The organism is Mesonia sediminis, from assembly GCF_042684705.1.
In the GTDB taxonomy this organism is placed as follows: Bacteria; Bacteroidota; Bacteroidia; order Flavobacteriales; family Flavobacteriaceae; genus Mesonia; species Mesonia sediminis.
Genome location: NZ_JBHULZ010000041.1, coordinates 195,608 through 222,312, shown reverse-complemented (window position 1 = coordinate 222,312; position 26,705 = coordinate 195,608). Strand labels below are relative to the sequence as shown.

At 35.9% G+C, this 26,705-nt stretch carries 20 protein-coding genes; 3 read left to right on the top strand and 17 right to left on the bottom strand.

Annotation, left to right across the window (positions count from 1 at the left end; translation table 11 throughout):
- Positions 1-12 precede the first annotated feature (12 nt).
- Entirely contained in the window at positions 13-1,557 is a 1,545-nt protein-coding gene (locus ACFSQ0_RS09020; RefSeq protein WP_379047187.1) for a SulP family inorganic anion transporter, read from the top strand.
- 3 nt (positions 1,558-1,560) lie between these two features.
- Here ACFSQ0_RS09020 and ACFSQ0_RS09015 read toward each other — a convergent pair whose 3' ends face one another.
- The 4 genes from ACFSQ0_RS09015 to dinB all read right to left on the bottom strand — a co-directional run bounded on the left by ACFSQ0_RS09015 (position 1,561) and on the right by dinB (position 5,622).
- Positions 1,561-2,406, bottom strand: coding sequence for a DUF1853 family protein (locus ACFSQ0_RS09015; protein ID WP_379047184.1), 846 nt, complete (start codon positions 2,404-2,406; stop codon positions 1,561-1,563).
- Positions 2,407-2,415: 9 nt separating this feature from the next.
- Positions 2,416-4,026, bottom strand: a complete 1,611-nt coding sequence (locus tag ACFSQ0_RS09010) for a S41 family peptidase (protein WP_379047182.1) — start codon at positions 4,024-4,026, stop codon at positions 2,416-2,418.
- A 101-nt stretch (positions 4,027-4,127) separates the two neighbouring features.
- Positions 4,128-4,490, bottom strand: coding sequence for a ribonuclease P protein component (gene rnpA, locus ACFSQ0_RS09005; protein WP_379047179.1), 363 nt, complete (start codon positions 4,488-4,490; stop codon positions 4,128-4,130).
- Between the two features lie 34 nt (positions 4,491-4,524).
- A complete protein-coding gene (dinB, locus tag ACFSQ0_RS09000; RefSeq protein WP_379047176.1) occupies positions 4,525-5,622 on the bottom strand; it encodes a DNA polymerase IV in 1,098 nt (365 codons plus the stop codon).
- 94 nt (positions 5,623-5,716) lie between these two features.
- On the opposite strand from dinB, the gene ACFSQ0_RS08995 reads away from it, so the two are divergent.
- Complete coding sequence (locus ACFSQ0_RS08995; protein ID WP_379047173.1) at positions 5,717-6,184, top strand: CYTH domain-containing protein; 468 nt, start codon at positions 5,717-5,719, stop codon at positions 6,182-6,184.
- Between the two features lie 55 nt (positions 6,185-6,239).
- On the opposite strand, the gene ACFSQ0_RS08990 is transcribed toward ACFSQ0_RS08995, so the two are convergent.
- The 12 genes from ACFSQ0_RS08990 to pdxA all read right to left on the bottom strand — a co-directional run bounded on the left by ACFSQ0_RS08990 (position 6,240) and on the right by pdxA (position 25,701).
- Positions 6,240-7,640, bottom strand: a complete 1,401-nt coding sequence (locus ACFSQ0_RS08990) for an efflux transporter outer membrane subunit (RefSeq protein WP_379047170.1) — start codon at positions 7,638-7,640, stop codon at positions 6,240-6,242.
- Positions 7,640-10,798: an efflux RND transporter permease subunit gene (locus tag ACFSQ0_RS08985; RefSeq protein WP_379047167.1), complete on the bottom strand. Its 3,159-nt coding sequence runs from the start codon at positions 10,796-10,798 to the stop codon at positions 7,640-7,642. Before ACFSQ0_RS08985 ends, ACFSQ0_RS08990 begins: the two co-directional genes overlap by 1 nt.
- Before the next feature lie 18 nt (positions 10,799-10,816).
- A complete protein-coding gene (locus ACFSQ0_RS08980; protein ID WP_379047164.1) occupies positions 10,817-11,935 on the bottom strand; it encodes an efflux RND transporter periplasmic adaptor subunit in 1,119 nt (372 codons plus the stop codon).
- 18 nt (positions 11,936-11,953) lie between these two features.
- The gene (locus tag ACFSQ0_RS08975) at positions 11,954-12,424 is read right to left on the bottom strand and encodes a GbsR/MarR family transcriptional regulator (RefSeq protein WP_379047161.1); all 471 of its coding nucleotides are present in this window, start codon (positions 12,422-12,424) and stop codon (positions 11,954-11,956) included.
- Between the two features lie 84 nt (positions 12,425-12,508).
- Positions 12,509-14,929, bottom strand: a complete 2,421-nt coding sequence (pbpC, locus tag ACFSQ0_RS08970) for a penicillin-binding protein 1C (RefSeq protein WP_379047158.1) — start codon at positions 14,927-14,929, stop codon at positions 12,509-12,511.
- Positions 14,874-20,417, bottom strand: a complete 5,544-nt coding sequence (locus ACFSQ0_RS08965) for an alpha-2-macroglobulin family protein (RefSeq protein ID WP_379047155.1) — start codon at positions 20,415-20,417, stop codon at positions 14,874-14,876. Before ACFSQ0_RS08965 ends, pbpC begins: the two co-directional genes overlap by 56 nt.
- Positions 20,418-20,683: 266 nt before the next feature.
- Entirely contained in the window at positions 20,684-22,039 is a 1,356-nt protein-coding gene (accC, locus tag ACFSQ0_RS08960; protein WP_379047153.1) for an acetyl-CoA carboxylase biotin carboxylase subunit, read from the bottom strand.
- Between the two features lie 48 nt (positions 22,040-22,087).
- Complete coding sequence (gene accB / locus ACFSQ0_RS08955) at positions 22,088-22,594, bottom strand: acetyl-CoA carboxylase biotin carboxyl carrier protein (protein ID WP_379047150.1); 507 nt, start codon at positions 22,592-22,594, stop codon at positions 22,088-22,090.
- Positions 22,595-22,621: 27 nt separating this feature from the next.
- Positions 22,622-23,617 carry a beta-ketoacyl-ACP synthase III gene (locus ACFSQ0_RS08950; RefSeq protein WP_379047147.1) on the bottom strand — a complete coding sequence of 332 codons (996 nt, stop codon included), beginning with the start codon at positions 23,615-23,617 and terminating at the stop codon, positions 22,622-22,624.
- A gap of 224 nt (positions 23,618-23,841) precedes the next feature.
- Positions 23,842-24,039, bottom strand: coding sequence for a 50S ribosomal protein L32 (gene rpmF / locus ACFSQ0_RS08945; RefSeq protein ID WP_147861861.1), 198 nt, complete (start codon positions 24,037-24,039; stop codon positions 23,842-23,844).
- A 7-nt stretch (positions 24,040-24,046) separates the two neighbouring features.
- On the bottom strand, positions 24,047-24,586 hold the full coding sequence (locus tag ACFSQ0_RS08940; RefSeq protein ID WP_379047144.1) for a YceD family protein: 540 nt from the start codon (positions 24,584-24,586) through the stop codon (positions 24,047-24,049).
- Between the two features lie 71 nt (positions 24,587-24,657).
- Positions 24,658-25,701 (bottom strand): 4-hydroxythreonine-4-phosphate dehydrogenase PdxA, encoded by a 1,044-nt coding sequence (gene pdxA / locus ACFSQ0_RS08935; RefSeq protein WP_379047141.1) that lies wholly within the window; start codon positions 25,699-25,701, stop codon positions 24,658-24,660.
- Positions 25,702-25,801: 100 nt separating this feature from the next.
- Here pdxA and ACFSQ0_RS08930 point away from each other — a divergent pair, with 100 nt between their 5' ends.
- Complete coding sequence (locus tag ACFSQ0_RS08930) at positions 25,802-26,392, top strand: riboflavin synthase (protein WP_379047138.1); 591 nt, start codon at positions 25,802-25,804, stop codon at positions 26,390-26,392.
- Here the strand turns inward: ACFSQ0_RS08930 and ACFSQ0_RS08925 are convergent.
- Positions 26,389-26,634 (bottom strand): hypothetical protein, encoded by a 246-nt coding sequence (locus ACFSQ0_RS08925; protein ID WP_379047135.1) that lies wholly within the window; start codon positions 26,632-26,634, stop codon positions 26,389-26,391. The genes ACFSQ0_RS08930 and ACFSQ0_RS08925 overlap by 4 nt on opposite strands.
- Positions 26,635-26,705: the final 71 nt, after the last annotated feature.

Sequence of the window (26,705 nt, the reverse complement as noted above, 5' to 3'; positions counted from 1 at the left end):
GCCCATTACCTTATGAAAAAAGTACTCAATTTATTTGACTTTAAGCAAAAAGTAAACTATAAAACAGAAATATTAGCCGGTTTAACCGTAGCTATGACAATGATTCCAGAATCGCTGTCTTTCGCCATTTTAGCAGATTTCCCTCCGCTAGTGGGTTTATATGCGGCTTTTATAATGGGATTAATTACCGCCATTTTTGGAGGTAGACCAGGTATGGTTTCTGGCGGTGCTGGGGCTACCGTAGTGGTATTAATCGCATTAATGCAATCGCATGGCTTAGAATACGTTTTTGGAGCGGTAGCTATTGCAGGTTTTATACAAATTTTGGTAGGGCTTTTTAAACTAGGTAAATTCATTCGGTTGGTTCCACAACCCGTTATGTTTGGATTTGTAAATGGTTTAGCGGTGATTATTTTTATGTCGCAGCTAGAGCAATTCAAAATTAAAATGAATGGAGAATATACTTGGCTCACAGGAACACCATTTTTAATTATGGCGGGTCTTACCGCATTAACCATAGGTATTATCCTAATTTTACCAAAAATAACAAAAGCTGTTCCTGCTTCTTTAGTAGCTATTTTGGTTGTTTTTATCTTGGTACTAGTCTTCAATATAGATACTAAACAGGTTGTAGATATTGCCTCAGTAAGCGGTAGTTTGCCTCCCTTTCATATTCCCGATATTCCATTTACTTTAGAAACACTCAAGATAATTTTACCCTATGGACTAATAATGGCTGCAGTAGGTTTAACCGAAGGGCTCCTTACTTTAAACCTTGTAGATGAAATCACCAATAGCAAAGGAAATAGCAATAGAGAATGCCTAGCACAAGGGGCTGCCAATATTACCAACGGTTTTTTCTTTGGAATGGGAGGTTGCCCAATGATTGCTCAAACTCTAGTAAATCTATCTTCTGGATCTAGAGCAAGATTATCGGGTATTGTAGCGGCCTTAACCATATTAGTAATAATATTAGTGGGAGCTCCTGTAATAGAATTAATACCAATGGCGGCTTTAACTGGCGTTATGATTATGGTGGCTTTTGGTACTTTTGAATGGGCAAGTTTTAAGGCACTTTCAAAAATGCCTAAACACGATATATTTGTTATGCTCGTGGTAACTTTTATAACCATTATTTTGCATAATTTAGCCTTAGCTGTACTTATTGGTGTTATTATATCGGCATTGGTATTTGCTTGGGAAAGTGCTAAACGCATACGTGCACGAAAATATGTAGATGAAAATGGAGTGAAGCATTATGAATTGTACGGACCTTTGTTTTTTGGTTCGACCACGGCTTTTACAAGTAAATTTGATGTAGAAAATGATCCTGATGAAGTGATTATTGATTTCGCCGAAAGTAGAATTGCAGATATGAGTGCAATCGACGCCGTAAACAAATTAACCGAACGCTATTTAAAACAAGGTAAAAAAATACATCTCAAGCATTTGAGTCCAGACTGTAGAAGACTTTTACATAATGCAGAGAAAATTATACAGGTGAATATTATTGAAGATCCCTCTTATACCGTAATGGGGAGTAGCGAAGTAAGCTAATTTTTAGTCAATAGGCCACCAAACTACAAAGATAAGCTCGATTTGCTCGAGCTTATTTTTTACCCATAAGTAAGATGATTTTTTGTTTTGAGCAAGATATTCAACTTCTTCTAATTGTTTGTTGTAATCTTCCCAATTTACCTCCAAATGAGGAGCTATACTCCAGTCTTTTTTAAACGGAGAATAATACAGTTTATCTCTAAAATACGTATCACTTTTAAAGCTATTTAAATCTACGTAAGTACCCGAAATACAGTTAGGATTTAAATCTGGTAAAATGGGCTTATTATATCCCTTTGGTAAGAAAAGATGTGCTTTAAAGTGGGCATATTGATTCTTAATTTGATTAGGGTTAATCCCCAATTTTTTTAAAAAATACTGAACACTAGGCTTTTGTAAAAGCGGAAGCTGATGGTTTTTTAAGTGATCTAATTTTCGCCATAGCGAATCTTTTCGGTTGGCTCCTACCCAAGCTTCAAGCGGATTTTTAATACGTATATCAAGCAAATAAAATTTATAAACTAGTTCTACGTGTGAAATATCACCAGATCTTAAATCTTTTAGTAAAAAATCGATCTCACCTAGGGTTATTTTATTATCGATTATTTGAAGATTACTAACTAGTACATCATAGCGGTTAGATTGATTTATCTCTGCCTCAAAAAAAGCTTCTGCTCGTTTACCTAAAATCAATTTATCGGGAAGTGCTGCTAATTCTACGGCTTGAATAGGGTTTTCTTTAGCGGGTAGTTTAAAAAAATCTAATCCGTAAAAGGAATCTGGTAAAATTAAATGATGAGCTTTTTGATAACCCAAGAATTGTAATTGATTTTTATACCTCTCGCGCATATTTATAAATTAAGCTTTATTTAAAATATCGGCGTAAGCTTTAGTATCACTTAAAATGCGTTTGGCTTCTAAAATTTCGGAATTGTGTTTTGAAAAATATTCATAGGCTCCTTTTTCATAAAAATAATTCGATAATAACTGCTTATTTATCCAGTATAGTATCTCTTCTTTTTGTCTTTCAATAGCTTCGGCTTTTGTGTTTTTAAGTTGAAGTTCTAAATTGCTTAGTGCTTCATTTAGTTTAGTAGCCATTCCTTCCTTTTCAGCTTGTTCTTTAAGCTTTTTTAAATCTTTTTCAGTGTTGGTCTCATAATTAAATTCAACCTTTTTAAGAAATTGGTCAAATGCTTTAAAAATAGCAGCATTTTTAGGGTAAGAATCCATATTTACCCCTTTGTTATTAAGGAAATATTGAGTGCTAAAATCAAAAATCAAACCTTGGTCTAGTAGTGCTTGGGTGACAGGACTTACTAAAGAAGAAGCCAAACTTACGTCTGGTGTTATACCTCCCGCATCATAAACTATTCTACCTGCTTTGGTTTTAAATGCTTTGTGCTTCTTATTTTCTATAGCCTGTCCGTTTTTGCTATAATCTAAGGCTTGAATACATCTTCCGCTAGGGGTGTAATACCGCGAAATGGTTATTTTAACCTGAGAACCATAGCTTAAATTTTTAGGGCGTTGTACCAATCCTTTACCAAAACTTTTGCCTCCAATAATCACTGCCCGATCTAAATCTTGTAAACTACCCGCAACAATTTCGCTTGCAGAGGCACTTTTGGCATTTATAAGAATTGCTAAGGGTATTTGCGTATCTAAAGCTTCATTTTTAGTTTTATAACTCTGATTGTATTTATCAATATTAGACTGGGTATAGGTAATCAAGGTGTTTTTGGGGACAAATAAATTAGCAACATTTACTGCTTCACTTAATAATCCTCCTGGGTTGTTGCGTAAATCTAAAATCAGTCTTTTTGCGCCTTGATCTATTAAATCTTTTGCTGCCATTCCTACTTCAAAAGAAGCAGTTCTCGTAAATTCTTTAAGTACAATATATCCGTTGGCTTCTTTATCTAAATTATAAAACGGTACCGCTTTTTCTTTTCGAGCAGATCTTTTTATTTGAGCCTCATAAATTTTACCCTGGCGTTTATACGCAATATTCACACTGGTATTAGCCGCCCCATTGAGTAAGTTAATTGCATTTTCTGCATATTCACTTATTGTAATATCATTTATTCGCACCAATTCATCACCAGGTTTTAGACCGGCTTGATCTGCTGGGGCATCTTGGGTTAAGGCTACAACAATTAATTTATTTTTGTTACTTTTTATACGTGCCCCAATACTGGCCACCTCACCAGATTGATTGATAAGGGCTTGTTCAACCTCTTGCTGATTATAATACTGGGTGTAAGGGTCTAATTCACGCAACATAGCAGTTAAAGCTGTATCCATTAATTCTGCAGGATTGGTTTCATCTACATAATTCATGGTTATCTCTTTAAAAACAGAAGTAAAAAGTTCTATTTGCTTGGCTATAGCAAAAAAATCATTTTTAAATCCCGATGTAAGTATAAAAATACCTACCAGCGTTATTCCTATTATTCCTTTTTTCATGAATGTTTTGCTTTAAAAAGTTGATTGCAGGAGTAAACCTGTCGGGTAAATATAAGCAAATAAAATTCAAGTATAGATTAGATTTTTAGTGGCTCTTAAAGCTAAACTTTTTTATTAAATTCGATTAGAAGCTGCTGCATTGCTTTTGAAATAGTGGTAGAAGTCTGCTTTCTATTACCTAAAAAAATAAACAAGATATGATAGTTTTTATGCAGCTTAATCTGATCTTTTTGTAACCGGTAAGCTTCGCGTATTTGTCTTTTGATACGGTTTCTGTCAACTGCAAGTTTAAAGTTGCGCTTAGGAACGCTAACCATTATTTTTGGAGCATCTTGATTTTTTTTAAAAGCAGGATTATATACCATTCTGAGCGGAAATTTTTTCTGCGTTTCTCCATTTTCAAAAAGTGCTTTTATAGCTGTTTTACTTTTTAAACGTTGATCTTTTCCCAAGGTTTTTTTCATGTTGTAAATATAACAAGTAAATAAGCTACCCAGATTAAAATTTAAATTTAAGTTGTTTACCCATAAATGTTGTTGGTTCTTGCTTTACGGATTCATGTCCAGCTTTTTTTAAATTAGTAATCGAAATTCCTACTAAACGTACGGAGTTATGCAATTTTTCTTGGTACAACAGTGACTTTGCATTTTCGAGAATGAGGGCTTTATCTCGAATATAAAAAGCCAGGGTTTTACTTCGGGTTTGTACACTAAAATCGCCATATTTTATTTTAAGTGTAATGGTTTTGCCTGAGAATTTATTTTTGTCTAGGCGCTGAGCTACTTCTGCAGCAATATGGCCTAAACGTTCTTCAAGAAAAATTTCAGAACTAATATTGTTTGAAAAAGTGCGCTCGGCACCCACAGATTTACGTATTCGCTCTGGCTTCACTTCACTTAGGTGCACCCCTCTTACAACTTGGTAATATAATTTACCGCTTTTCCCAAAATGATTTTCTAAAAATTCTAGTGATTTTAATTTTAAATCTGAACCTTTAAAAATTCCAAGCTGATACATTTTTTGTGCGGTAACTTTACCAACACCAAAAAACTTTTTTATTTCTAAATCTTCTAAAAATTGTTCAACTTCCTCGGGAGGTACAGTTTTTTGCCCGTTAGGCTTGTTTATATCACTAGCAATTTTAGCAACAAATTTATTAATTGAAATGCCTGCAGATGCATTTAGTCCGGTTTTATCTTTTATTTCTGCTCGTATTAAGCGGGCGATTTGTGACGCACTACTTAAGCCTTTTAAGTTTTCAGTAACGTCTAAATAAGCTTCATCAAGCGATAAAGGCTCTACTAAAGGCGTATAATTTAAAAAGATGCTACGTATTTGTCCAGATATTTCTTTGTAACGTTCAAATCGTGGTTTTATAAAAATTAAATCCGCGCAAAGCTTACTAGCTAACCTACCACTCATAGCGCTTCGTACCCCAAATTTACGGGCTTCATAGCTGGCAGCGGCCACCACACCTCTTTTACCGCCACCGCCTACCGCAATGGGTTTATCTTGTAAATCTGGATGATCTAGCTGTTCTACAGAGGCGTAAAAGGCATCCATATCTATATGTATTATTTTGCGCTCTTTTACCATGCTACAAAGTTAGAATAAGAAATAATGATTTGCTAACAATGCATTTAGCAATACCTTTGTTGCTTCAAAGTATCATTAAAAGCAGTTCACACCAATGCGCGAAATAGAACGTAAATTTTTAGTAAAAAATAGTCGGTATAAAGCTTTGGCTTTTGAGAAAAAATATACCATTCAAGCCTATTTAAATACGCATCCTGAACGCAGTGTACGTATCCGAATTCAAGAACAAAAAGCATGGATAACCGTTAAAGGTAAATCTGATGAAAAAGGCTTGAGTCGGTTTGAATGGGAACAAACTATAGCTGTAGCTGATGCAGAAAAACTTTTGAAAATTTGTGAGCCAGGTAAAATTGAAAAATATCGCTATTACGTGAAATTTATAAATCAGTTATTTGAGGTAGATGAATTTCTAGGAGAAAATAGCGGATTAGTGGTAGCTGAAGCTGAATTAGAAAATATAAATCAACCACTTGCTTTACCCGATTGGATAGGAGAAGAAGTGACGGGTAATAAGGCTTATTATAACGCCTCCTTAATGAAATTACCCTATACAAACTGGTAAAAAAAAAGCAAATCGATTTTTTCGATTTGCTTTTTTGCTTGTAATACAATTCTCTCTATTGCCATCCGCCTCCTAAGGCACGGTATAAATCGACAACGGCTTTAAGACGACTGTATTTTGCATCAATCATTCCTAATTGAGAATTTAAAGCATTTTCACTAGCGGTAAGCACTTCTAAATAGTTAGCAAACCCATTATTTAACAGTTCTTCAGAATAATCTGTAGCCTTTTGGTTAGCATTAAATTCTTTTTGTTTTAGAATTTGCTTTTTTTCAGCAGCCTGGTAGGCATACATGGCATCTGAAACTTCTTTACTCGCTTGCAAAATAGCTTCTTTAAAACGCAATCTTGCTTGTTCTTGTTGGGCTTGAGCTACTTCATATTGCGTTTTTATTTGGCGTTTATTGAATATAGGTTGGGCCAAGCCAGAAACTACATTTGCGAATAATGAGTTGGCATCAAGCAACTCACTTAAATCTAAACTCTGAAAGCCTGTATTGGCGGTTAAAGTTAAAGATGGGTAAAAGTTACTACGAGCAACATTACTAAGCTCAAAAGCATTTCTAAAAGCCATTTCGGCTGCGATTACATCGGGTCTATTGCTTAAAAGTTGTGCTGGCACTCCAGTTTTTAATTCGGTTGTAATTTGTTGCTCGCTTAATGCAGATCGAGGAATAAATTGTGGCGCCTCCCCTAAAAGAATAGACATACTGTTTTCTAGTAAGCGTACCTGTTTTTGCAAGTCTACCAATATGGCTTGAGCGGTATATAATTGCGCTTCGGTTTGCTGAACCCCAACTTCTGTTAGATTTCCCGCTTCTTTTAAGGCGTTGGTAGTTGATAAGCTATTTTGTCGGTTTTCTATGGTTTGCTCGGTAATCTTAATCTGTTCATCTAAGGCAAGTAATTGGTAGTAAATATTCGCTACAGAGGCAATTAATCGGGTTTTTACAGCCTTGTGTGCGGCCACACTTTGCAAATAAGAAGCTTCAAATGCTCTTTTTTGGCTCCTTATTTTTCCCCAGATATCGGCCTCCCAAGACAAGCCAGCACTCAGTTCATATTGATCTAAAGCACCATTAAAGAAACTACCAAATTGACTGTTTCTTGCCAATTCTTGATGGGTCCATTGTGCATTAGCATTCAAACTAGGTAAATAACCTGCTTTACCCTGTTTTAAATAAGCTTCTGCAGCGATAATTTGCTGCAAGGCCACCCTAATATCGATATTGTTTTTAAGCGCTGTATTGATATGGTCTTGCAAAATACTATCAGTAAATAAATCTTGATAGGATAGCTGAGCCAAAGATGTAGAGTCTTTAGCTATTTGATCTGTTCTAAAGTGAGTTTCTTCAAGCACTTCTGGCTTTTGATAATCTTTTGCTGCAAAGCAGGAAACCAACAAAAAGGGCATACTGGCAATTAGCAAAAGATTGTATATTCTATTTTTTTTCATTATGCATTTTTTTCGTTTAATTCTTGTGCTTCTTTTTCTTTTTCAAGCATGGTTTTCCCTACTACTTTTTCTTGTAACCACTGAAAGAAAATATAAAGTATAGGAATAATAAATACCCCTAAAATAGTACCTATTAGTAAACCGCCTACAGCACCTGTACCAATAGAACGGTTACCTTCTGCACCTGTACCAGAGGCAAAAACCAAAGGCAATAAACCTATGATAAAAGCCAAGGAAGTCATTAGAATTGGTCTTAATCTTACTTTTGCACCTTCTAAAGCCGCTTCCACAATGGGCATACCATGTTGCCTACGTTGCATAGCAAATTCTACAATCAAAATGGCATTCTTTGCTAGTAAACCAACCAGCATAATCAATGCAATTTGAAAATAAATATTGGCTTGCAATCCTGCAAAATAGGTAACCATATAGGCTCCTAATACCCCCACTGGCAATGATAATAGAACCGCAAATGGTATAAAATAACTTTCGTATTGCGCTGCTAAAATAAAATACACAAAAACAATACTTAATAAGAAAATGAAGAAAGCCTGTGATCCTGCATTTACTTCTTCTCTGGTTAAACCAGAATATCCAATTCCATATTTTGTTGAAAGTTGACTAGCTTCTTCTTGCAGGGCTGCAATAGCATCACCAGAAGAGAATCCTGGAGCCGAAGCTCCACTTACGCCCACAGAATTAAATAGGTTAAATCGAGTTGCTTGTTGCGGACCATAAACACGTTTTAAATCGATATAAGTAGTAATTGGTGACATTTCACCTGTATTATTTCGTACGTATATAGAGTTTAAATCTTCAATACTGGCTCGATCTTCGGGAAGGCCCTGTAAGAAAACACGATATTGTTTACCGTAGCGCGAAAAATCGGCGGTATAAATACTACCAATATAACCTTGTAGTGTATTAAATATGTTAGCAATTGAAACCCCTGCTTCTTTTGCCTTAGGTACATTTATATTGAGCTCATACTGTGGATAATTAGTGTTAAACGAACTCTGAACATACTGTATTTCTGGACGTTGATTTAGTTTGCTTAAGAAATTTTGAGCAGCTAAGTCTAAATCATTGAAGCTTCCCCCACTTTTATCAAGTAATTTAAACTCAAAACCAGAGGAAACGCCAAATCCTGGTATACTAGGAGGTGCAAAGAATATCATTTTTGCCCCTGGAATTTGAGCACCTATACCAAATAGTTGTCCGGTAATTGCGTCAGATGATAAAGCATCATCTGTTCGCTCATCCCAGGGAGCTAGGCGTACAAAGGCAATTGCGAAGTTACTCCCTTGTCCGCTAATTAAACTAAAACCATTTACAACAGTTACTCCCGTTACTCCAGGAATTTGATTGGCCTTATCTTTTAATTGATTGGTAATCGCTACAGTACGGTCTAAAGAAGCACCTGCTGGCAACTCTATATTAGCAAAAAGCACCCCTCTATCTTCATTAGGAACAAATCCTGTTGGTGTTTTTTCTGCTGCAAAGTAAATTCCGGCTACAGCCAAAACCAATATAAATGGGGTAATCCATTTGTGTTTGTAGAGAAAAGATAAACTTTTAACGTAGCGCTGGGTAGTAGCTTCAAAAGCCGTATTGAATTTATGGTAAAAACGCTGTAACCAAGATTTATTTTGGTGCTCTTCGTGGTTGGTCTTTAAAAATAAAGCACACAGCGCCGGACTCAATGTCAAGGCATTTACTGCCGAAATGGCGATAGCTACAATCAAGGTAATACCAAATTGCTCATAAAAAACACCTGTAGGACCCGTTATAAAGGTTACTGGAATAAATACCGCGGCCATTACTAGGGTAATTGAAATAATTGCTCCTGTAATTTCATCCATTGCGGTACGTGTAGCCGATAAAGCTGACTTTGCCCCTTCTTCTAATTTGGCGTGTACAGCCTCAACTACCACAATCGCATCATCTACCACAATACCAATAGCTAAAACCAAAGCAAATAAGGTAAGTAGGTTAATAGAATAACCAAATAAATTTAAAAAGAAGAAGGTACCAATAATAGAAACAGGTACTGCTATGGCAGGAATTAACGTTGATCTAAAGTCTTGTAAAAAGATAAAAACAACGATAAAAACTAGAATAAATGCTTCAATTAGCGTACTGATTACCTTGCTTATGGAAGCTTCTAAAAATTCGTTTGAATCTAAGTTGATGTAAACCTCTAATCCTTCTGGGAAACTTTTCTCAAATTCATCTAAATTCTCATGTACTTGCTTTATAATCTCTTGTGCATTTGAACCTGGCGTTTGGTAGACTGCCATATTAACTGCTGGGTAGCCATTTGTGGTAGCTTGAACATTAAACCCTTCGGCGTCTAGCTCAATTTCGGCTACATCGGCAAGTCTAAGGTACTCCCCGTTGTCTAGGGCTTTTATAATGATTTCTTTGTATTGCTCTTCTGTTTTATATCTTCCGCTATATTTGATAACGTACTCAAAAGACTCGGCATTGTTTTGACCCAAACTACCTGCAGCTGCCTCGGTACTTTGCTCGTTAATCGCAGCACGTATATCTGAAGGCATCAAATTATAAGCAGCTAATTTTTCAGGTTTTAACCACACGCGCATCGCATAATTACGTGTTCCAAAAACCGTTACATCTCCCACTCCATCAATTCTTTTTAAAGCAGGTAGCACGTTGATATTTAAATAATTTTGAATATACGTAGCGTCATAGTCTTTATTTTTAGATAGAACAGCCAAGAACATTAACGCACTTGTTTGTTGTTTTTGCGTGATAACACCAGATTGTACTACCTCTGCCGGCAATAAAGGATTAGCTCTCGCTACCCGGTTTTGTACGTTTACTGCAGCGATGTCTGGGTCGTAACCTTGCTTAAAAAACACTTGGATTTCTGCCCTTCCTGAATTACTGGCGGTAGAGGTAATATAGTCCATACCTTCTACCCCGTTTACTTGCTCTTCAATAGGAATAATAACACTTTCAAGAACGGTCTCTGCATTGGCGCCTGGATAATTAGCGGTAATCTGTACGGTTGGAGGTGCGATATCTGGATATTGTGAGACAGGAAGGCTTATAATCCCTAAAATTCCTAAAATCACAATTACAATGGAGACTACTGTACTTAATACAGGTCTCTCTATAAATTTCTTTAACATAATGAGCTGAGCTATTAATTATTTAAATATAGTTTCAATAGGCTTGGCAATACTGTCGAATGGCACAAGCATAGGTTTGATAGGCATATTGTTTCTAAGCTGCCCGGTACCTTTTGCTACAAATGAATCACCTTCCTTAATTCCTTTTTTTACCACAATCAAGTTAGATACGCGATCAAGCACTTCAATAGGTTTTTCTACCGCTGAAGTGTCTCCTTGAACGCCAAATACGTAAACCTTCCCTTGTCTTTCAAAACTTGATGATTCAGGTATTACAACCTTGTTTTCATATTTTTGTGGAATTAATATTTTCCCACTGTTACCATTGCTTAAAATTCTATTAGAATTAGGAAACTGGGCTCTAAAACTTACCGTACCTGTTTGTTTATTGATTTGACCCGAAACCGTTTCTATTTTTCCAGATTCACTATAGATTTCGTCATTGGCTAAACGCAGTTTTACAGGTAAAAAATTATCTATTTTGTCTTGTAAATCTTTTCCTTCCGCATTAGCGATAAAATCTAAATATTGCTTTTCATTCATACTAAAAAAAGCATAAACATTATCGGTTTGTGAAACCGTAGTCAAGACATCGTTTGGTGAAACTAAAGCGCCGTTTCTATAATTAATAGAACCCACATACCCGTTAACCGGACTTTTTATAGTCGCATAACCTATGCTAGCCGATACACTGTTATAATTGGCTTTTGCTTGTGCTAATTTTGCTTTTGCGGTTTCAAGTTGTACGGCACTAATAATATTTTTTTCAACTAGTGGTTTTAATTTATTTACCTCTACTTGTGCAGCATTTACATTAGCTTTAGCTGCTTGGGCATCTTGTGATAAACTTTCGGTTTCTAACCTAAAAAGTACCTCTCCTGCTTTTACTTGCTGGCCTTCATCAACTTTTACTTGGGTAATATATCCCGTTACTTTTGGTCTAACTTGGCTATTGATTGTGCCTTCTATGCTAACAGGGTAAGTTTGATAGCCTGTTAGCGTTTTAGTGATTGCTTTTGTAACCGGAACTTGCTTAGGGCCCATCGTTCCTGGTCCAGCCGATGTATTTTCTTTACAAGAGCCCAGTATAATGGCCATTAATATTGCAAAACCGAAAGGTATTTTATTGTTTTTCATAGTATTATTTTTCTTGACTTAGATTTTAGATATTTTCTTTATAGCTTCTTTCAAATTTTCTTGTTGAGATCTGAGATATTCCTGGTATAACTGCCGTATTTTTCGCTTTTCTGACTGGTCATCTTCATATTTTCTATTGAATTGATCTATACTATCGATTATCTCTAATCCACGATTTACCTTTAAGAGATTCTCATTTAAGTTAATCTCTAAATGATTCTTTGATACTTTAAAATAACGCTTACGATCTCCTGGTTTTGTGAAATAATCTATATTCTTTAACTGAAGCAGTAAATTCACATTGGTCGAAATAGAACTTTTACTGGCTCCTGTTATTTGCGTGATTTCATCAAATGTAAGACCTTCTGACGGTGTTAATATTAGCAAGGCCAATATGCGGGCAGCCAGTGGAGTAATATTTGATTCACGCTCAAAATGAATACCTAAACGCTCTACTAGTTTTTTCTTTTCTTCACTACAACTTACCATAATAAATAAAATTTGGAATGCAAAAGTATAATTAGTTCAGTTGTTACTGAACTAATTTAATGTTAAATTTTATTTAAATGATTTCTAATTCTTTTGAATGACGATATCTCGAGATAATTGATTTCCCAATTCGTCTAAAACCAGCAGCTGGTATTTTCCTACTTGCGCAGAGATTTGCATTTCGTGAAAATGTTGGGTTTTTCCAATATATTTTCTATTTAAATACCAATACACCTCTTTTTCTGGAAAGCGATGAGCCAGTTTTAGAACAAGAGGATTAGATTTTTCGTTAAATCCTTTGGGAAGTAAGATACTTTCTTGATTTACCGGAAAGATAAAATGCATTATATCTGGCAAGCTTTGAGAACATTCAGGTGAAAAAGCTGGTATGTCCTTATAATGCGGATTAAATTGTTTGTAGTAATATGCCCAAAGTGTGGGTAAAACCAACCAGGATTGTTGTCTAATTTTCTGGTTGTCATAGCAATTTAAATTTACTTGGTATTTTAAATTCGAATCTAAATTGATGATTTGATGAAATTTACATGTGCTCGTTTTTTCTCCTTTTTTAGGAATATATGATTCTTCTGTTTCAGGGCATTGCAAACCAGCTAACATACCGCTATGCTTACAAATATTCTTTTTTATTAGATCATCAAAAGGAATATCAAAATCTTTTGAAACAGGTAATTTTGAAAAAACCTCAAACATAATGGGGGCAGCGGCTTTAACTCCTGTTAAACCGGGTCTTCCTTCACCGTCTGTATTGCCTACCCAAATGCCTACTGCATACTTTGGGGTAACTCCTACAGCCCAAGCATCTTTAAAACCATGGCTGGTTCCCGTTTTCCAGGCAATGGGTTGTGCACTGGAATAAAATTGCCAATTCAATTCAGATTGGGGGCGATTTACTTTTTTAAGCGCCTTAAAGGTATGATAAATTGCACCAGCTCCGAAAACAGGTGATTCCTGTGTTAGTGCTCCAAAATGTTCATCCTTTTCAGGCAGAATTGTATTTATTTTAAACTCATTAGTTCTATAAGTACTAGAATTTTTTGAATAGAAGTTTAACGTACTGGCCATATTGGCATAGGCATGGGTTACCTCCCATAAACTGCACTCGGCACCACCTAAAGTTAAAGAAAGACCATAGCTCGCAGCAGGCCGATTGACCTTGTGCTGATTCAGCCGTTTTAGTTTCTTATAGAATTTTTCTACTCCATAATCTTGCAAAAGTCGAACGGCAGGAACATTTAAAGACATCGCCAAGGCTTCGTTTGCTGGTACGGCACCACGGTATAATTTATCAAAGTTTAAAGGGGAATACCCATTAATATTGGTAGGTATATCGGCCAACAAGGTATTCGGTAAAATATTGCCTTCATCTAATGCCGCGGTAAACAAAAAGGGCTTAAAAATACTCCCCGCACTTCTGGGTTGTTGTATAACATCAACATAAGGATCTTGAGATGAATTAGGATTGTTACCCATATAAGCGATAACTTTTCGCGTGGGCACATCTAAAACTAAAATGGCTAAATTTTTAATTTGGTTGTGTGATAATTGTTGAGCGTGTTGCTTAGCGATTTGGTTAATTTGTTGCTGTAAAAAATAATCGATATCGCTGGTTACTGGATTCTTGGGTTGATGCTGTTTTATTCTTTCTACAAAATGAGGAGCCAGATCTGGAAGCGCTAAAGGTTCTTGCGGTAAATCTTCGGCTAAAGCTAGTTGGTAAGTTGCTTGGTCTATAATTTCGTTTTGTAGTAATTTTTTGAGTAAGCGATTTCTTTTCTGCCTTAAAAGCTTTTCATTTTTACCAGGAAAAACAAGTGAGGGCGCATTAGGTAAAACAGCCAAACCAGCTGCTTGTCCCCAACTTAAATCTGTAGCCGATACACCAAAATAACGCCAAGATGCGGTTTCTAGCCCTACTACATTTCCCCCGAAAGGGGCATAACTAGCATAAAAATTTAAAATTTCCTTTTTTGAGTATCTCAATTCTAAGCGCAATGCCTTTGCAAATTCAATGAGTTTTTCGGTATAGGTTCGTTTAGTCGAGCCTCTAGAAAGCCTTATCACCTGCTGGGTTATGGTACTGGCTCCTCGCCTTTTACCATATGCTAAATTATGATAGGCGGCCTTCGCTATAGCAACTGGATTAAACCCAGGATGCTTATAAAAATAAGCATCTTCAAACTGTAAAATTGCTTTTTCAAATTTGAAAGGAATTTTTTTGCTTGAAGGAAACCTCCATTGGCCATCTTTAGCAATACGAGCACCGAGCAAATATCCGTTTTTGCTATAAACAACTGTAGAAACAGGTTTATCAAATAATTTCTGCGGTAAGCAAAACCACCAGATTGCTCCTACGACCAAAAACAGAAGCAAAAGAAAAACTTTATTCTTTAGCGAGTATAAACGTTTATTTTTGAGCAAACCGAAATTTTTAACGTATAACTTCAACCCATTTTCCTTTGTTTCTGGCAAAATAATTTCTGTCATACATAGCAGAAACTTGAGTTCCCGGCAAATAATACTTACCCAAATAAGAAGCGTTTAATTCAATTTCAAAAGTCTGGGTTTCCCCTGGTTTTAAATCAAAATAAATATACACCCTGTCGTCTCGAATATCACGGTAATTAGCAGCAGAACGATCAGTGCCAAAGTTGGTAAAACTGGTATTTATAATTTCCCATCCGCTGGGTAAAAATTGACTAAGGGCAATATGTTCAACCCTATCTATTCCTTGGTTTTGTATGCTTATTTTAGCTTTAAAGCTGGTACCTTGTTTTATTTTAGTTACCGCTATACTTTCATCATTGGTATTTAAAAACTGCAAATTTAATTGTAGATTTCGCTTTTCCTCTAGCTCTTCGCCTATAGGCAAAATGCCTTGTTGATTTAAATTTACAAATACAAGATTTTTTGCCCTATTGGTTATATTAATTTTCGTGCGGTCTTTAGCTTCGGGTAAAGGAACAGCCACCATAGTTTTATTTGTGCTCACCTCTTTAGACTCGCCTTGTATTTCATAAACTATAGAAAAAGGCTCTGTTGCATTTGTAGCGGCCATTTTTGCAAGAGATAATAATGCATAGGCAGTTTCTTGTGTACTAAACCATCGGTCTGACGATAAGTCTTTGGCTATAGACTGTGCAAATTCCATTTGAAGCGCTGTTTTTTCTAGTAACACCAAAGTTTCTAATGCCATTGCTTTATCTCTAAATTTTGATTGAAAGCTGGAGCTGATTTGGTTTTTACTAGTAAAATTGTCTTGAACTGGTTTTAATAAATCTTCGGCTACCGATTTTTTCCCAAGCACGGCATATGCCGCCGCCAATCGCCAAATTGCAGTATTGCTCATTTCTTCAGATTCTCTAAGTCTATTCATCGCCGCCAGCTCTGCATTACCAGATAAAGCCAAAGCATAAAGTCGGTAAGCTTGATTTAAACTTGTGTTATAAGAGGTTAAACGGTTTTGCCATCTTCTGGCTTCCCGTCTTTGGTAATTCATCCAGTTATCTAGCAAACCTACTGGTATAGCATAACCTTGTCTTTTGGCTTCAATCATAAAATGCCCTACATAGGTAGTTGCCCAATCGTGAGCCTCACTTTGTCCTGGCCAATAGGAGAAACCGCCGTTACTTAACTGGTAGTCTTTTAAACGGTTTAAAACCCCTTGAACATTTCTTTTTAATTCTCCATTACGATGGGCAGGTAAGTCCACCAAATCACTTAAAAATAATTGCGGAAATGCACCCGAAGTAATTTGTTCTAAGCATCCATGAGGATAGTCAATTAAATAATCTAACCTGTTTTCTAAATTGATGGTAGGTAGGCTCGAAAACACCAACTGACTCGAGTTGCTTCCTGATTCGCCAAATGACTTATAGTTTAAACTTAATTCTCCCTTAGGTTGTAAGGTACTACTAGTTGATTTATAACTTACAGGATTAGGGTTAAAAATATCTATTTCGGTTTGGCTATAGGCCTTTTCGCCATGTCCTTGAGCAAAAACCTTTATTGCTTGAGGTTTTGAGGTGGAATTACTTTTAAAAGTAAAATATACTATTTGCTCACCTGGTTTTTCGAAAGTTACTTTTTTACGGGTGGGTCCTATAGCTTGCAATGCTTCGTCAAGCTTTAGACTTACTTCAACTTGTTTTATTTTGTTTTCCATTGCAAAAACAGTTACCGGTAAATTTATTTCTTCACCAGGGCTTAGCTTTCGCGGAAGTGAACTGAGTACCATTAAGGGTTGAGCCACTCGAACCGATTTTTCGCTTTTACCGTAGGCTTCGGTTTTGGGATTACCAGCTACCACCATAACCCGAACTGCCCCTACATAATTAGGCATATATAGCCGATGCTTTGCTTTTTGACCAGCTTTTAATTTAAATGGACCCAAATAAGAAACAACTGGTTTAAAACGATCTGCTTTTCGGTTTTTGGCACCCGCAGCCAATTCGCCACCACCAATTTTATATACGTTATTAACGCTTCCACCATAAGCTCCAATTACTTGGTCATATACATCGTAGGTTTTTACTCCAAGAGCTTCACGAGCGTAAAATGCCTGATGAATATTTGGTGTTTTAAAACCTGTTAAATCGAGCAAACCTTCGTCTATTACTGCCAATGTATAGGTCATTTCTCTTTTGTTTTTTTCGCTTATGCGGATATCATATTGTTGCTCTGGCTTTAATTCTTTCGGCATTTCAATTACAGCATTTAATTGCGTCTTAGAATCTGTTATTTTTAAAGGTATTACCCCATACAATCGAATCGGGAGGTCATTTTTGCTTTGTGCATGGGGTTGTAGCAAAGTGATGTGCGCATAAATATTGGGTGCCATTGCAGAAGTAATTGGTACTTCTAGCTGTGTTTTGCCTTTGTTTGTAGTCACCCAGTGTTGCGAAAGCACTCGGCTACCATTCTCAAGACTTACCAATGCTCTACCTACCTTGCTTGACGGGAAACTAATACGTGCTTTTTCTCCCACTTCATAGCTATCTTGATCTGATTTTAATAGAAGCATTTTCGCGGCATCTGCTGCGGCATTTGATCCTAAAGAGTAATAATCTTTAAAAAAGTAGCTTGTCACTCCTGTAGCATGACCAGAGATAGAATCAACTACTCTAATTAAATAACGACCAGCTTGGTTTTCGGGTACTTTTATAAAAAGGCTGCCTTTTCCAGCAGAATCTGTAGTTATGTTTTTTTCTAAAAATGGAGAATGTACCTGGGTATTTTCGTAACGAGAAAGGTTTGATCTACCTCTAATCCACCACCAACGCCACTCTATTTTATATACGTATACCTTAAGTTTACGTGATGGGGCAACTTGTCCTTTGGCATTTAAACTAATTATATCAAAAGGAATTTGGGCATCGGTTTTGTGCGCACCAAAAGCCTTTGATTCAGGAGATTTTATTCCGATGAAGTGTGTATACGGGGCCAATTTTTTAGTTTTCACATCTATAGAGAAGTCTCCACCACCCTCATAAACTTTAGTTAAAAAATTTGCCTCCAGCATTCCAGGCGCATTTTTATTTAAGTTAATTTGTTCTTTAAAATCAAGACGTCCATTATGGTCTATTTTATCTTTTATCCAAGGTTTAGTGATGCTTTCAAATTTGCGAACTGGATCTTGAAAAATATAAGATTTATATTGAGGAAACGCCACCGCCGCTGGACTGAGCTCTACTTCTATATCTGCTTCTAAATTTTTGGCTACAGCGCCGTGTAGCCAATTAGATTGTAATGAACCCACTAATGGCTTATAGGTACTTAAAACCTTTTCGCCAAAATCTAAATTTATCTTTAATCGATTCGGTTTTACGGTAGCCACTTTTAAAGTTTTTGAAAAACTTGCCCCACCTACTTTTATCTGGGCTTGCCAATTGCCTGTTACATCTTGTTCTTTGGTGGGTATAGGAAAATAATAAAAATTATTAATGGCTTGTGTGGGATGCGAAAACTCACTCTTATTTTCTTGCAAAACCAATTGGCCTCTTGCATCAAAAACCGATAATTGAACAGGATGTTTTTTAGGTAATGGATTTTCAATATCGTTTAAAACGAAGTTTAAATGTATAGTATCTCCAGGGCGATGTACGCCTCGCTCTGTATAGATGAAGCCTTTTAATCCGCCTTGAACTTCTTGACCACTTATATCAAATTTACTAAGAGAAAGTGCATTGCCACCGCTTAGCTTGGCGTAAGCATATTGTTTTCCTTTTTGTGCCACTACAAAAGCAGCTTGTTGTTTGGATTTAAGCTTAACTTGCCCGTTTTTATTGGTGTAGGCTTGGCTAAGTAATTGTTTTTGATAGTTATATAAACTCACCTTGGTTTTACTTTCGGGTTGCGTATTAAGCAAATTATTTGCCGATATGTGGTAGGTATTATCTGTACCTTCTTTAACTATTAAACCCAAGTCTGAACCTAAAATATTAATTGTAGCAAAACGATCATCTTCATAATAAGAAAGGCTGCAAGGGTTATTTCTTTCTCTCCAGTTATAGGGTGTTTTTCGCCAATTGTAAAGTTCATTGTTCCAATATTGTTCTTCTCTGTAATTTTCTTCGGGATAACTAACTTCTGCTTGCAAGATGGGCTGTTGGTTTTCTTGTTCACCACAATCATAATTGCTGTATTCTTGTCTAAAACTTATCTCTACGCTATAAAGTGCACCCGGATCTGATTTAAAAAAATCAGATAAATTTAGCGCATGGGCTTTCCAGTTTTTTAAGGCAAATGGAGTATTGTTCTCAAAAACGATTGTTTTTTGGGCTATTTTTCGCCCTACACGTTTTAAATTATAATGAGCACCTAGAGAAGCATCTTGTAAATGATCGAGAACGTTGTCTTTATAAATTTTGATCACACGAACATCAACGGCACGTAAATTTACCGTTTCAAAATAAATAGGTGTTTTGTCTGAAGCGGGCAATATGTTCCCTTTAGAGATTAGACGTACCGCTGGTTTGAGCTCTTCAAAAGATATATTTTTGGTATAGGTGTTTTTTAGTTTGAAACCGGCTGAATTTTTTATACCGGCAAACACTTCTAATAAAACCTCGCCAGCAGGTCGTATATTTGGATAGACGTACAAAACATTACCTTCTACTTCAAATTTTAGGTTATTGCTTTCTGCCAATTTTACCAATCCTTGAAAATTTTGGTTAGGATCAAGTTGGTCAGAAAAATTTAGACTTAATGCAGCTTCGGCTCCAGAATGGGTTTGTATATCTACAATTTTAAAATTATCTTTTCCAGGAATTAAGTATTCATCTTTTCCGCTATAGTCTGCTTGTATCGGAGAACCATCATAAGTAATTTTTAGTTGAGAGTCTTTTATATATCGGGTGATATTATCAATTTTAAAACGGAAATACTGACTGCTTTCTAAATTCTCTTCCCAAATTATGGGGAGCTCTTGATTTTTTTGTTTTACTTTGAGAATTTGCTTGACTTGGTCAAGCTCAGCAACATCAGCAGTTTCTATTTGACCCGTTAAATATTGCTGAGAATCGTTATAAGATTGTAGGTTACCTAAGTTAAGTTTGTAATTCTGCTCCAGAGTTTTAAAACTAAAAGTATAGCTTTTAAGCTCATTCGAAATATCCTTATAAATAAGATCTAAGGGTATAGTTACAAAATAGGTAGTATTCGCTTTTAATTTTTCTTGAGGTTTAAAAATTAGTTTTTTTCCATTTTCAAGATATAGTTTTCCTTTTACGGCAGGAGAAATTTCTAGATATTTGTCTGCCACCTCCTGGTTAAGCTCAACTTCGGGCCAAGGCTTATTAAAGCTAATTAGAATGGGTTCGTTTATAGAGGTTTTTCCGTAAGTATGCGTACTGATGTAAGCCTTATAATTAAATAAGCTATCTACTTCCTGATCTTCTTTTTTGCTGTTACAGCTTACTAATATTAGGGTAAAAAAGAAAAAAAAATTAAAACCGAAGCGCTTACTAAATCTCATAATAGAATAGGTTTATGTTTTAGCCAGATTTAAAAAATTGGCCCTTTTTAAAATTAAGAAAAGATGAATTAGGTTAAAGATAAACAAAGCTTAATTGAAAACAATTTAATTTTTTTAATTTTCGAATATATCGGGCAAAAGTATTTAATTTCAAAACATAAAATGGGATGTAATTGAATGAAGTGTACTGTAATTAAAATGGGTTTAAAAATAAAAGCCTTTACACGCAGGTAAAGGCTTTTATTTCAAGTACTATTATAATTTACTTATTGATCTTGGTATTTCTCATCCATTACAAAATCTTCCATAAATTTGGTGGTGTAATTTCCATCAAGGTAATCAGGATGATCCATTAATTGTCTATGAAAAGGAATCGTTGTTTTTACACCTTCAATAACAAATTCATCCAAAGCGCGTTTCATCTTATGGATGGCTTCTTCTCTTGTTTGAGCCGTAGTAATTAACTTTGCGATCATGGAGTCATAGTTTGGAGGTATAGAATATCCACTATAAACATGTGTGTCTATGCGCACACCGTGTCCTCCAGGAGCGTGTAAATTGGTTATTTTACCTGGTGAAGGTCTAAAGCCATTGTAAGGATCTTCGGCATTGATACGGCATTCTATTGAATGTAATTTAGGGAAATAATTTTTTCCTGATATTTCTACACCAGCGGCAACCAAAATTTGCTCTCGTATCAAGTCGTAATCAATAACTTGCTCTGTAATTGGATGTTCTACTTGGATACGCGTATTCATTTCCATAAAGTAGAAATTTCTATGCTTATCAACTAAAAATTCTACTGTACCAGCCCCTTCATATTTAATATATTCGGCAGCTTTTACTGCTGCTTCTCCCATTTTTTCGCGCAATTCATCGGTCATAAAAGGAGAGGGAGTTTCTTCGGTAAGTTTTTGATGTCTTCTTTGCACAGAACAATCTCTTTCAGAGAGATGGCAAGCTTTACCTTTGCTATCACCAACTACTTGTATTTCGATATGTCTAGGCTCTTCGATAAGCTTTTCCATATACATTCCGTTGTTACCAAAAGCCGCACCAGCTTCTTGTCTGGCAGAATCCCAAGCAGCTTCAAGGTCCTCTTCTTTCCAAACGGCGCGCATTCCTTTTCCGCCTCCTCCAGCAGTTGCCTTAAGCATAACAGGGAACCCCATTTTTTTTGCTGTTTTCAGGCAATCTTTATAATCTTTTAATAGACCATCAGAACCTGGGATACAAGGCACTCCTGCGGCCATCATAGTAGCTCTAGCCGAGGCTTTATCGCCCATTCGCTCAATCATTTCTGGCGATGCACCAATAAATTTAATACCGTGCTCATCACAGATTTTGGAAAATTTTGCATTTTCTGCTAAAAAACCATATCCTGGATGAATTGCATCTGCATTGGTAATTTCTGCCGCCGAAATAATATTGGGTATTTTTAAATAAGACTCGTTACTAGGAGCCGGACCAATACATACGGCTTCATCTGCAAAGCGCACATGTAAACTTTCTGCGTCGGCTTTAGAATATACCGCCACAGTTTTGATTCCCATTTCACGGCAGGTTCTAATTACACGTAGTGCAATTTCGCCTCTATTGGCAATTAATATTTTTTTAAACATACTGTTTATATTTTTTTGGACACGAAAGACTTTTATATTCTAAATAGATTAAGACGGGTCTACTAAGAATAAAGGCTGGTCAAATTCAACTGGAGATGAATCATCTACCAATACTTTTACAATTTTACCAGATACTTCGCTTTCAATCTCATTAAATAGCTTCATTGCTTCAATAATACAAAGTACATCTCCTTCTTTTATACTATCTCCTACTTCTACAAAGGTAGGTTTGTCTGGTGAAGGCTTTCGGTAGAAAGTTCCTATAATTGGAGATTTTACCGTAATGTATTTTGAGTCATCTTCATTTGCAGCAGTTTCTTGTTTTGCCGGTGTAGCTGTAGTTTCGGTTGGTGTAGCCGGTGCTTGAGCGTGCATTTGCGGCATTTGCATTTGTGGCATTCCTTGCATTGGCACTTGCTGCACGATGGTAGTCTCTTTATCATCGCCAGATGTTGTTTTGATTGTAATTTTAACATCATCGGTTTCTAATTTTACCTCGCTAGCACCAGATTTTGCTACAAATTTTATTAAGTTTTGAATTTCTTTTAATTCCATAATATTGTGGTATTAATCGTTATGATTTTAAGAATTATAGGCCCATTTTAAATAAATGGAACCCCAAGTAAAGCCTCCGCCAAAAGAGGCGAAAACTAGGTTATCTCCTTTTTTAAGTTGTTTTTCATAGTCACTTAGCAGCAACGGTAAGGTAGCCGAAGTTGTATTACCGTAGCGCTGTATATTCATAAGTACTTTATCTTCACTTAGCCCCATGCGTTTTGCAGTGGCATCGATAATTCGCTTATTGGCTTGATGCGCTACTAACCAGTCAACATCTTTCTCTTCAAGGTGATTGCGTTTCATTATTTTCTCGCTAACATCGGCCATATTGGAAACTGCAAACTTAAACACGGTTTTACCGTCTTGATGAACGTAATGTAATTTATTTTTTACCGTTTCTTCAGAGGCAGGTAATATAGATCCTCCTGCTTCAATCTTTAGAAAATTTCTACCTATGCCGTCACTACGCAAATATTCATCTTGCAGTCCTAAGCCTTCTTCATTGGGCTCAAAGAGAACAGCGCCTCCACCGTCACCAAAAATAATACAAGTCGCTCGATCTTCATAGTTGATGATAGAAGACATTTTGTCTGCACCAATAAGCAATACTTTTTTGTATCTGCCAGACTCTATATAACTTGCAGCGGTAGACATACCGTAGAGAAAGCTAGAACAGGCCGCCTGTAAATCAAAAGAAAATGCGTTTGTGGCGCCAATTTCACTCGCGGTAAAAGCCGCTGTTGAAGCCACAGGCATATCGGGTGTAGCCGTTGCAAAGAGAACCAAATCAATTTCTTTTGGGTCAAGATTGGCTTTTTTTAATAAATTTTGGGCTGCTTTTATACCTAAATAAGAGGTGCCTTTGTGGGCATCTTTTAATATTCTGCGCTCCTTTATTCCTGTTCTTGTGGTAATCCATTCATCATTGGTATCTACCATTTCTTCTAACATTTTGTTAGACAACACATGCTCAGGAACAAAAGATCCTACAGCGGTTATAGCTGCTTTGATTGTATTCATACAATTGAAATTATTTCAGCAAAATTACCGCTAAATTATATTAAAACTTGATATTGAGTAAATTAATAAAATTTAGCAGATGCAAATTAAGGTGTTTTTGTCAATTTATCAACTTATATAGAAAAACTATTATGCGCTCATAGCATTCTAGAAATAAGATAAAACAAAAAAACTCTCGCACAGCTTCACTGCGGAGAGTCTTATAAAAAAAATTTTAGTGCTTATTAAGCTTCAACTTCTTCTGTATTGTCAATAAGTACTTGCCCTCTGTAATAGAGTTTTCCTTCGTGCCAATGTGCTCTGTGATAAAGATGAGCTTCTCCCGTAGTAGGGTCTGTAGCAATTTGTGGAGCTTTTGCTTTATAATGCGTTCTCCTTTTATCTCTTCTAGTCTTAGATATTTTTCTCTTAGGATGTGCCATAACTAAGTTATTTATTGTCGTTTAACAGGTTTTTTAATTTATTCCAGCGAGGGTCTACCTCATTATTTTCATTTACTTCCTTTTGTACAGGTTGCAATTCTTCTAACTTATCTAATATTTCTGAATTTAATGTACCGTCTTCAATGCCCGGGTGCAATCTTTTGTAGGGTAAAGCCAAAACTATAGCTTCATAGATGTATTGGTGCACCTCAATTTCATAGGCACCATGCGGAAGAATTAATAATTCTTCGTTTTCATCATTGTACTCTTCACCAAATTTTACCACCAAATGCAATTGATGTTCAACAGGTTGATCGTAGGCTTCATTGCTAACATCGCAATTAAGATTTACAGTACCTTCAATACTAAAGTGTAGCTCTAGCATATTGGATTTTTTTTCTAAAAGTAAATCTACCGAAACCTTTACGGAATTAAAATCATCATATTCAAAGAACTCAAAGAATTGATTATCTATTTGATAATCAAAATGATGTTTGCCAACCTTCAATCCTACAAAAGGAATGATATATTCTTTTAGCTTTTTCATTACATCATTGATTTCAAGCGTGCAAATATAAAAAAATAAATTCGATACAAGTATTTATTAACAAGAAATGTTTATAATTTTTTACCTTGCTTTTTTAGCGGATTTTTGGTGAGCTTTTGATATTCTTTTCGGTTTTTAAAAATAGTGATTGCAGCGTGCACCGCTTCTTGAAAAGATTGATGGTTAGCTTCATTTTTACCCGCAATTTCAAAAGCAGTGCCGTGATCTGGCGAAGTTCTTACACGCGATAAGCCCGCGGTATAATTTACGCCTGAACCAAAAGACAATGTTTTAAACGGGATTAAACCTTGGTCGTGATAAGCCGCAATAACGGCGTCGAAATTTTCATAATTTTTGGTACCAAAAAAGCTGTCGGCAGCGTAGGGACCAAAGACCAAATGTCCTTGCTCACGTAATTTTTCTAAGGTTGGCTTGAGTATTTTATCATCTTCATCTCCAATTACTCCATTGTCTCCGCTGTGAGGATTGATACCTAGAAAGGCAATTTTTGGTCGCTGTACTTTAAAATCCGCTTTAAGCGAATGGGTAATGAGTTGAAGTTTTTTAGTGATGAGTTTTTCGGTTATAACTTGTGGTACGTTTTTTACAGGAACATGATCGGTTAAAAGGCCTACTTTTAAATTTTCTGAAATCATAAACATAAGACTTTCACCTTCTAAAGCTTGAGCTAAATAGTCGGTATGGCCAGGAAATTTAAACTTTTCAGATTGAATCACTTTTTTATGAATTGGTGCAGTAACCAAAGCATCTATTGTATTTGCTTTTAAAGCTGCTGTAGCGGCTTCAAGCGATTGGAAAGCAAAATCACCTAAGAAGGTATCTTCTTTACCAAAATTTATTTTTAAGTGATTTTTCCAGACATTTACCACATTAAATTTTCCTTCAATAGCTTCACTGGCGTCATTAATGCCTTGAATATTTGTGTTTACATCAAAATGCTTTTTGTAAAAAGACATCAGCTTGGTGTTGGCAAATACAATTGGGGTGCAAAACTCAAGCATTCGATTGTCGGCAAATGTTTTTAGGATAATTTCGCTTCCAATTCCGTTTAAATCGCCAATGCTTATGCCTATTTTTATATTCTGTTTTTTCACTTGTGTCGCAGTTTTAATTCATAAAGAAAGACAGGTTAATTTTAGTGAGTAACTTAAAATTATACCTATTTTTGCACTACAAAGGTAAGTATTTATAACTATGTTTACAGGAATCATCGAAGAAATAGGCGTTGTAAAACGAATTGAAAAGGAAGAAGGTAATTTGCATTTCTTTATTGAGGCAGCGATGACCCCCGAGCTAAAAATAGATCAGAGTGTTGCGCACAATGGTGTTTGTCTTACGGTAGTGGGGATATTTGATGATAACTATCAAGTTACTGCCATTCAGGAAACCATAGCCAAAACTAGTTTAGGTTCTTGGGCAGTAGGAGACGCTGTTAATTTAGAGCGTGGCATGTTGATGTCTCAACGCTTAGATGGTCATATTGTGCAGGGGCACGTTGACCAAACAGCAGTGTGTACGAATATTGAGCCGCAGGAGGGGAGTACATTGTTTACATTTACCTATGACTCTAAACTGAATAATGTGACTATAGAAAAAGGCTCTATTACTGTTAATGGAATTAGCCTAACGGTTGTAAACAGTCAGTATAACAGTTTTAGCGTGGCTATAATACCTTATACACTAGCGCATACCAATTTAAATCAACTTAAGGTTAACGATACCGTTAATTTGGAGTTTGACGTGATAGGAAAATACGTCAAACGTCTATTAGATTTAAAAAATTAAGCCTTTTGATTTCTTTTACGGAAGTAAATAATTCCTATTCCTCCGGCTGTTAAAAGTAACAACCAAGTCTGGTTGTCTATGTTTAGACCAGGTGGTGGAGGTATTCCTTGAGGATTAGCTCTTGTGGCAGCATCATTTGGTGGTGGCGGTGATTTTGTTGCTGCAGAGTATTGAAAAGCAGAACTATCTATTGCCCATAGTAAAATGGCTACAATGGCGATAAGTTTAAATATTCTTTTCATTCTACACTAGATCTATAGGCGGTAAAATTAAACATTATTTGAACAAAATTCAGCAAAGAATGTTAAAATAA

Coding starts and splice junctions, on each gene's coding strand:
- ACFSQ0_RS08965 (WP_379047155.1), bottom strand. CDS start 20,417: ATGAGATTTAGTAAGCGCTTCGGTTTTAATTTTTTTTTCTTTTTTACC.
- rnpA (WP_379047179.1), bottom strand. CDS start 4,490: ATGAAAAAAACCTTGGGAAAAGATCAACGTTTAAAAAGTAAAACAGCT.
- ACFSQ0_RS08940 (WP_379047144.1), bottom strand. CDS start 24,586: ATGAAAAAGCTAAAAGAATATATCATTCCTTTTGTAGGATTGAAGGTT.
- ACFSQ0_RS08975 (WP_379047161.1), bottom strand. CDS start 12,424: ATGGTAAGTTGTAGTGAAGAAAAGAAAAAACTAGTAGAGCGTTTAGGT.
- ACFSQ0_RS08985 (WP_379047167.1), bottom strand. CDS start 10,798: ATGTTAAAGAAATTTATAGAGAGACCTGTATTAAGTACAGTAGTCTCC.
- accB (WP_379047150.1), bottom strand. CDS start 22,594: ATGGAATTAAAAGAAATTCAAAACTTAATAAAATTTGTAGCAAAATCT.
- ACFSQ0_RS08990 (WP_379047170.1), bottom strand. CDS start 7,640: ATGAAAAAAAATAGAATATACAATCTTTTGCTAATTGCCAGTATGCCC.
- ACFSQ0_RS08980 (WP_379047164.1), bottom strand. CDS start 11,935: ATGAAAAACAATAAAATACCTTTCGGTTTTGCAATATTAATGGCCATT.
- ACFSQ0_RS08925 (WP_379047135.1), bottom strand. CDS start 26,634: ATGAAAAGAATATTTAAACTTATCGCCATTGTAGCCATTTTACTATGG.
- ACFSQ0_RS08995 (WP_379047173.1), top strand. CDS start 5,717: ATGCGCGAAATAGAACGTAAATTTTTAGTAAAAAATAGTCGGTATAAA.
- pbpC (WP_379047158.1), bottom strand. CDS start 14,929: ATGACAGAAATTATTTTGCCAGAAACAAAGGAAAATGGGTTGAAGTTA.
- accC (WP_379047153.1), bottom strand. CDS start 22,039: ATGTTTAAAAAAATATTAATTGCCAATAGAGGCGAAATTGCACTACGT.
- rpmF (WP_147861861.1), bottom strand. CDS start 24,039: ATGGCACATCCTAAGAGAAAAATATCTAAGACTAGAAGAGATAAAAGG.
- ACFSQ0_RS09010 (WP_379047182.1), bottom strand. CDS start 4,026: ATGAAAAAAGGAATAATAGGAATAACGCTGGTAGGTATTTTTATACTT.
- dinB (WP_379047176.1), bottom strand. CDS start 5,622: ATGGTAAAAGAGCGCAAAATAATACATATAGATATGGATGCCTTTTAC.
- ACFSQ0_RS09020 (WP_379047187.1), top strand. CDS start 13: ATGAAAAAAGTACTCAATTTATTTGACTTTAAGCAAAAAGTAAACTAT.
- ACFSQ0_RS08930 (WP_379047138.1), top strand. CDS start 25,802: ATGTTTACAGGAATCATCGAAGAAATAGGCGTTGTAAAACGAATTGAA.
- ACFSQ0_RS08950 (WP_379047147.1), bottom strand. CDS start 23,617: ATGAATACAATCAAAGCAGCTATAACCGCTGTAGGATCTTTTGTTCCT.
- ACFSQ0_RS09015 (WP_379047184.1), bottom strand. CDS start 2,406: ATGCGCGAGAGGTATAAAAATCAATTACAATTCTTGGGTTATCAAAAA.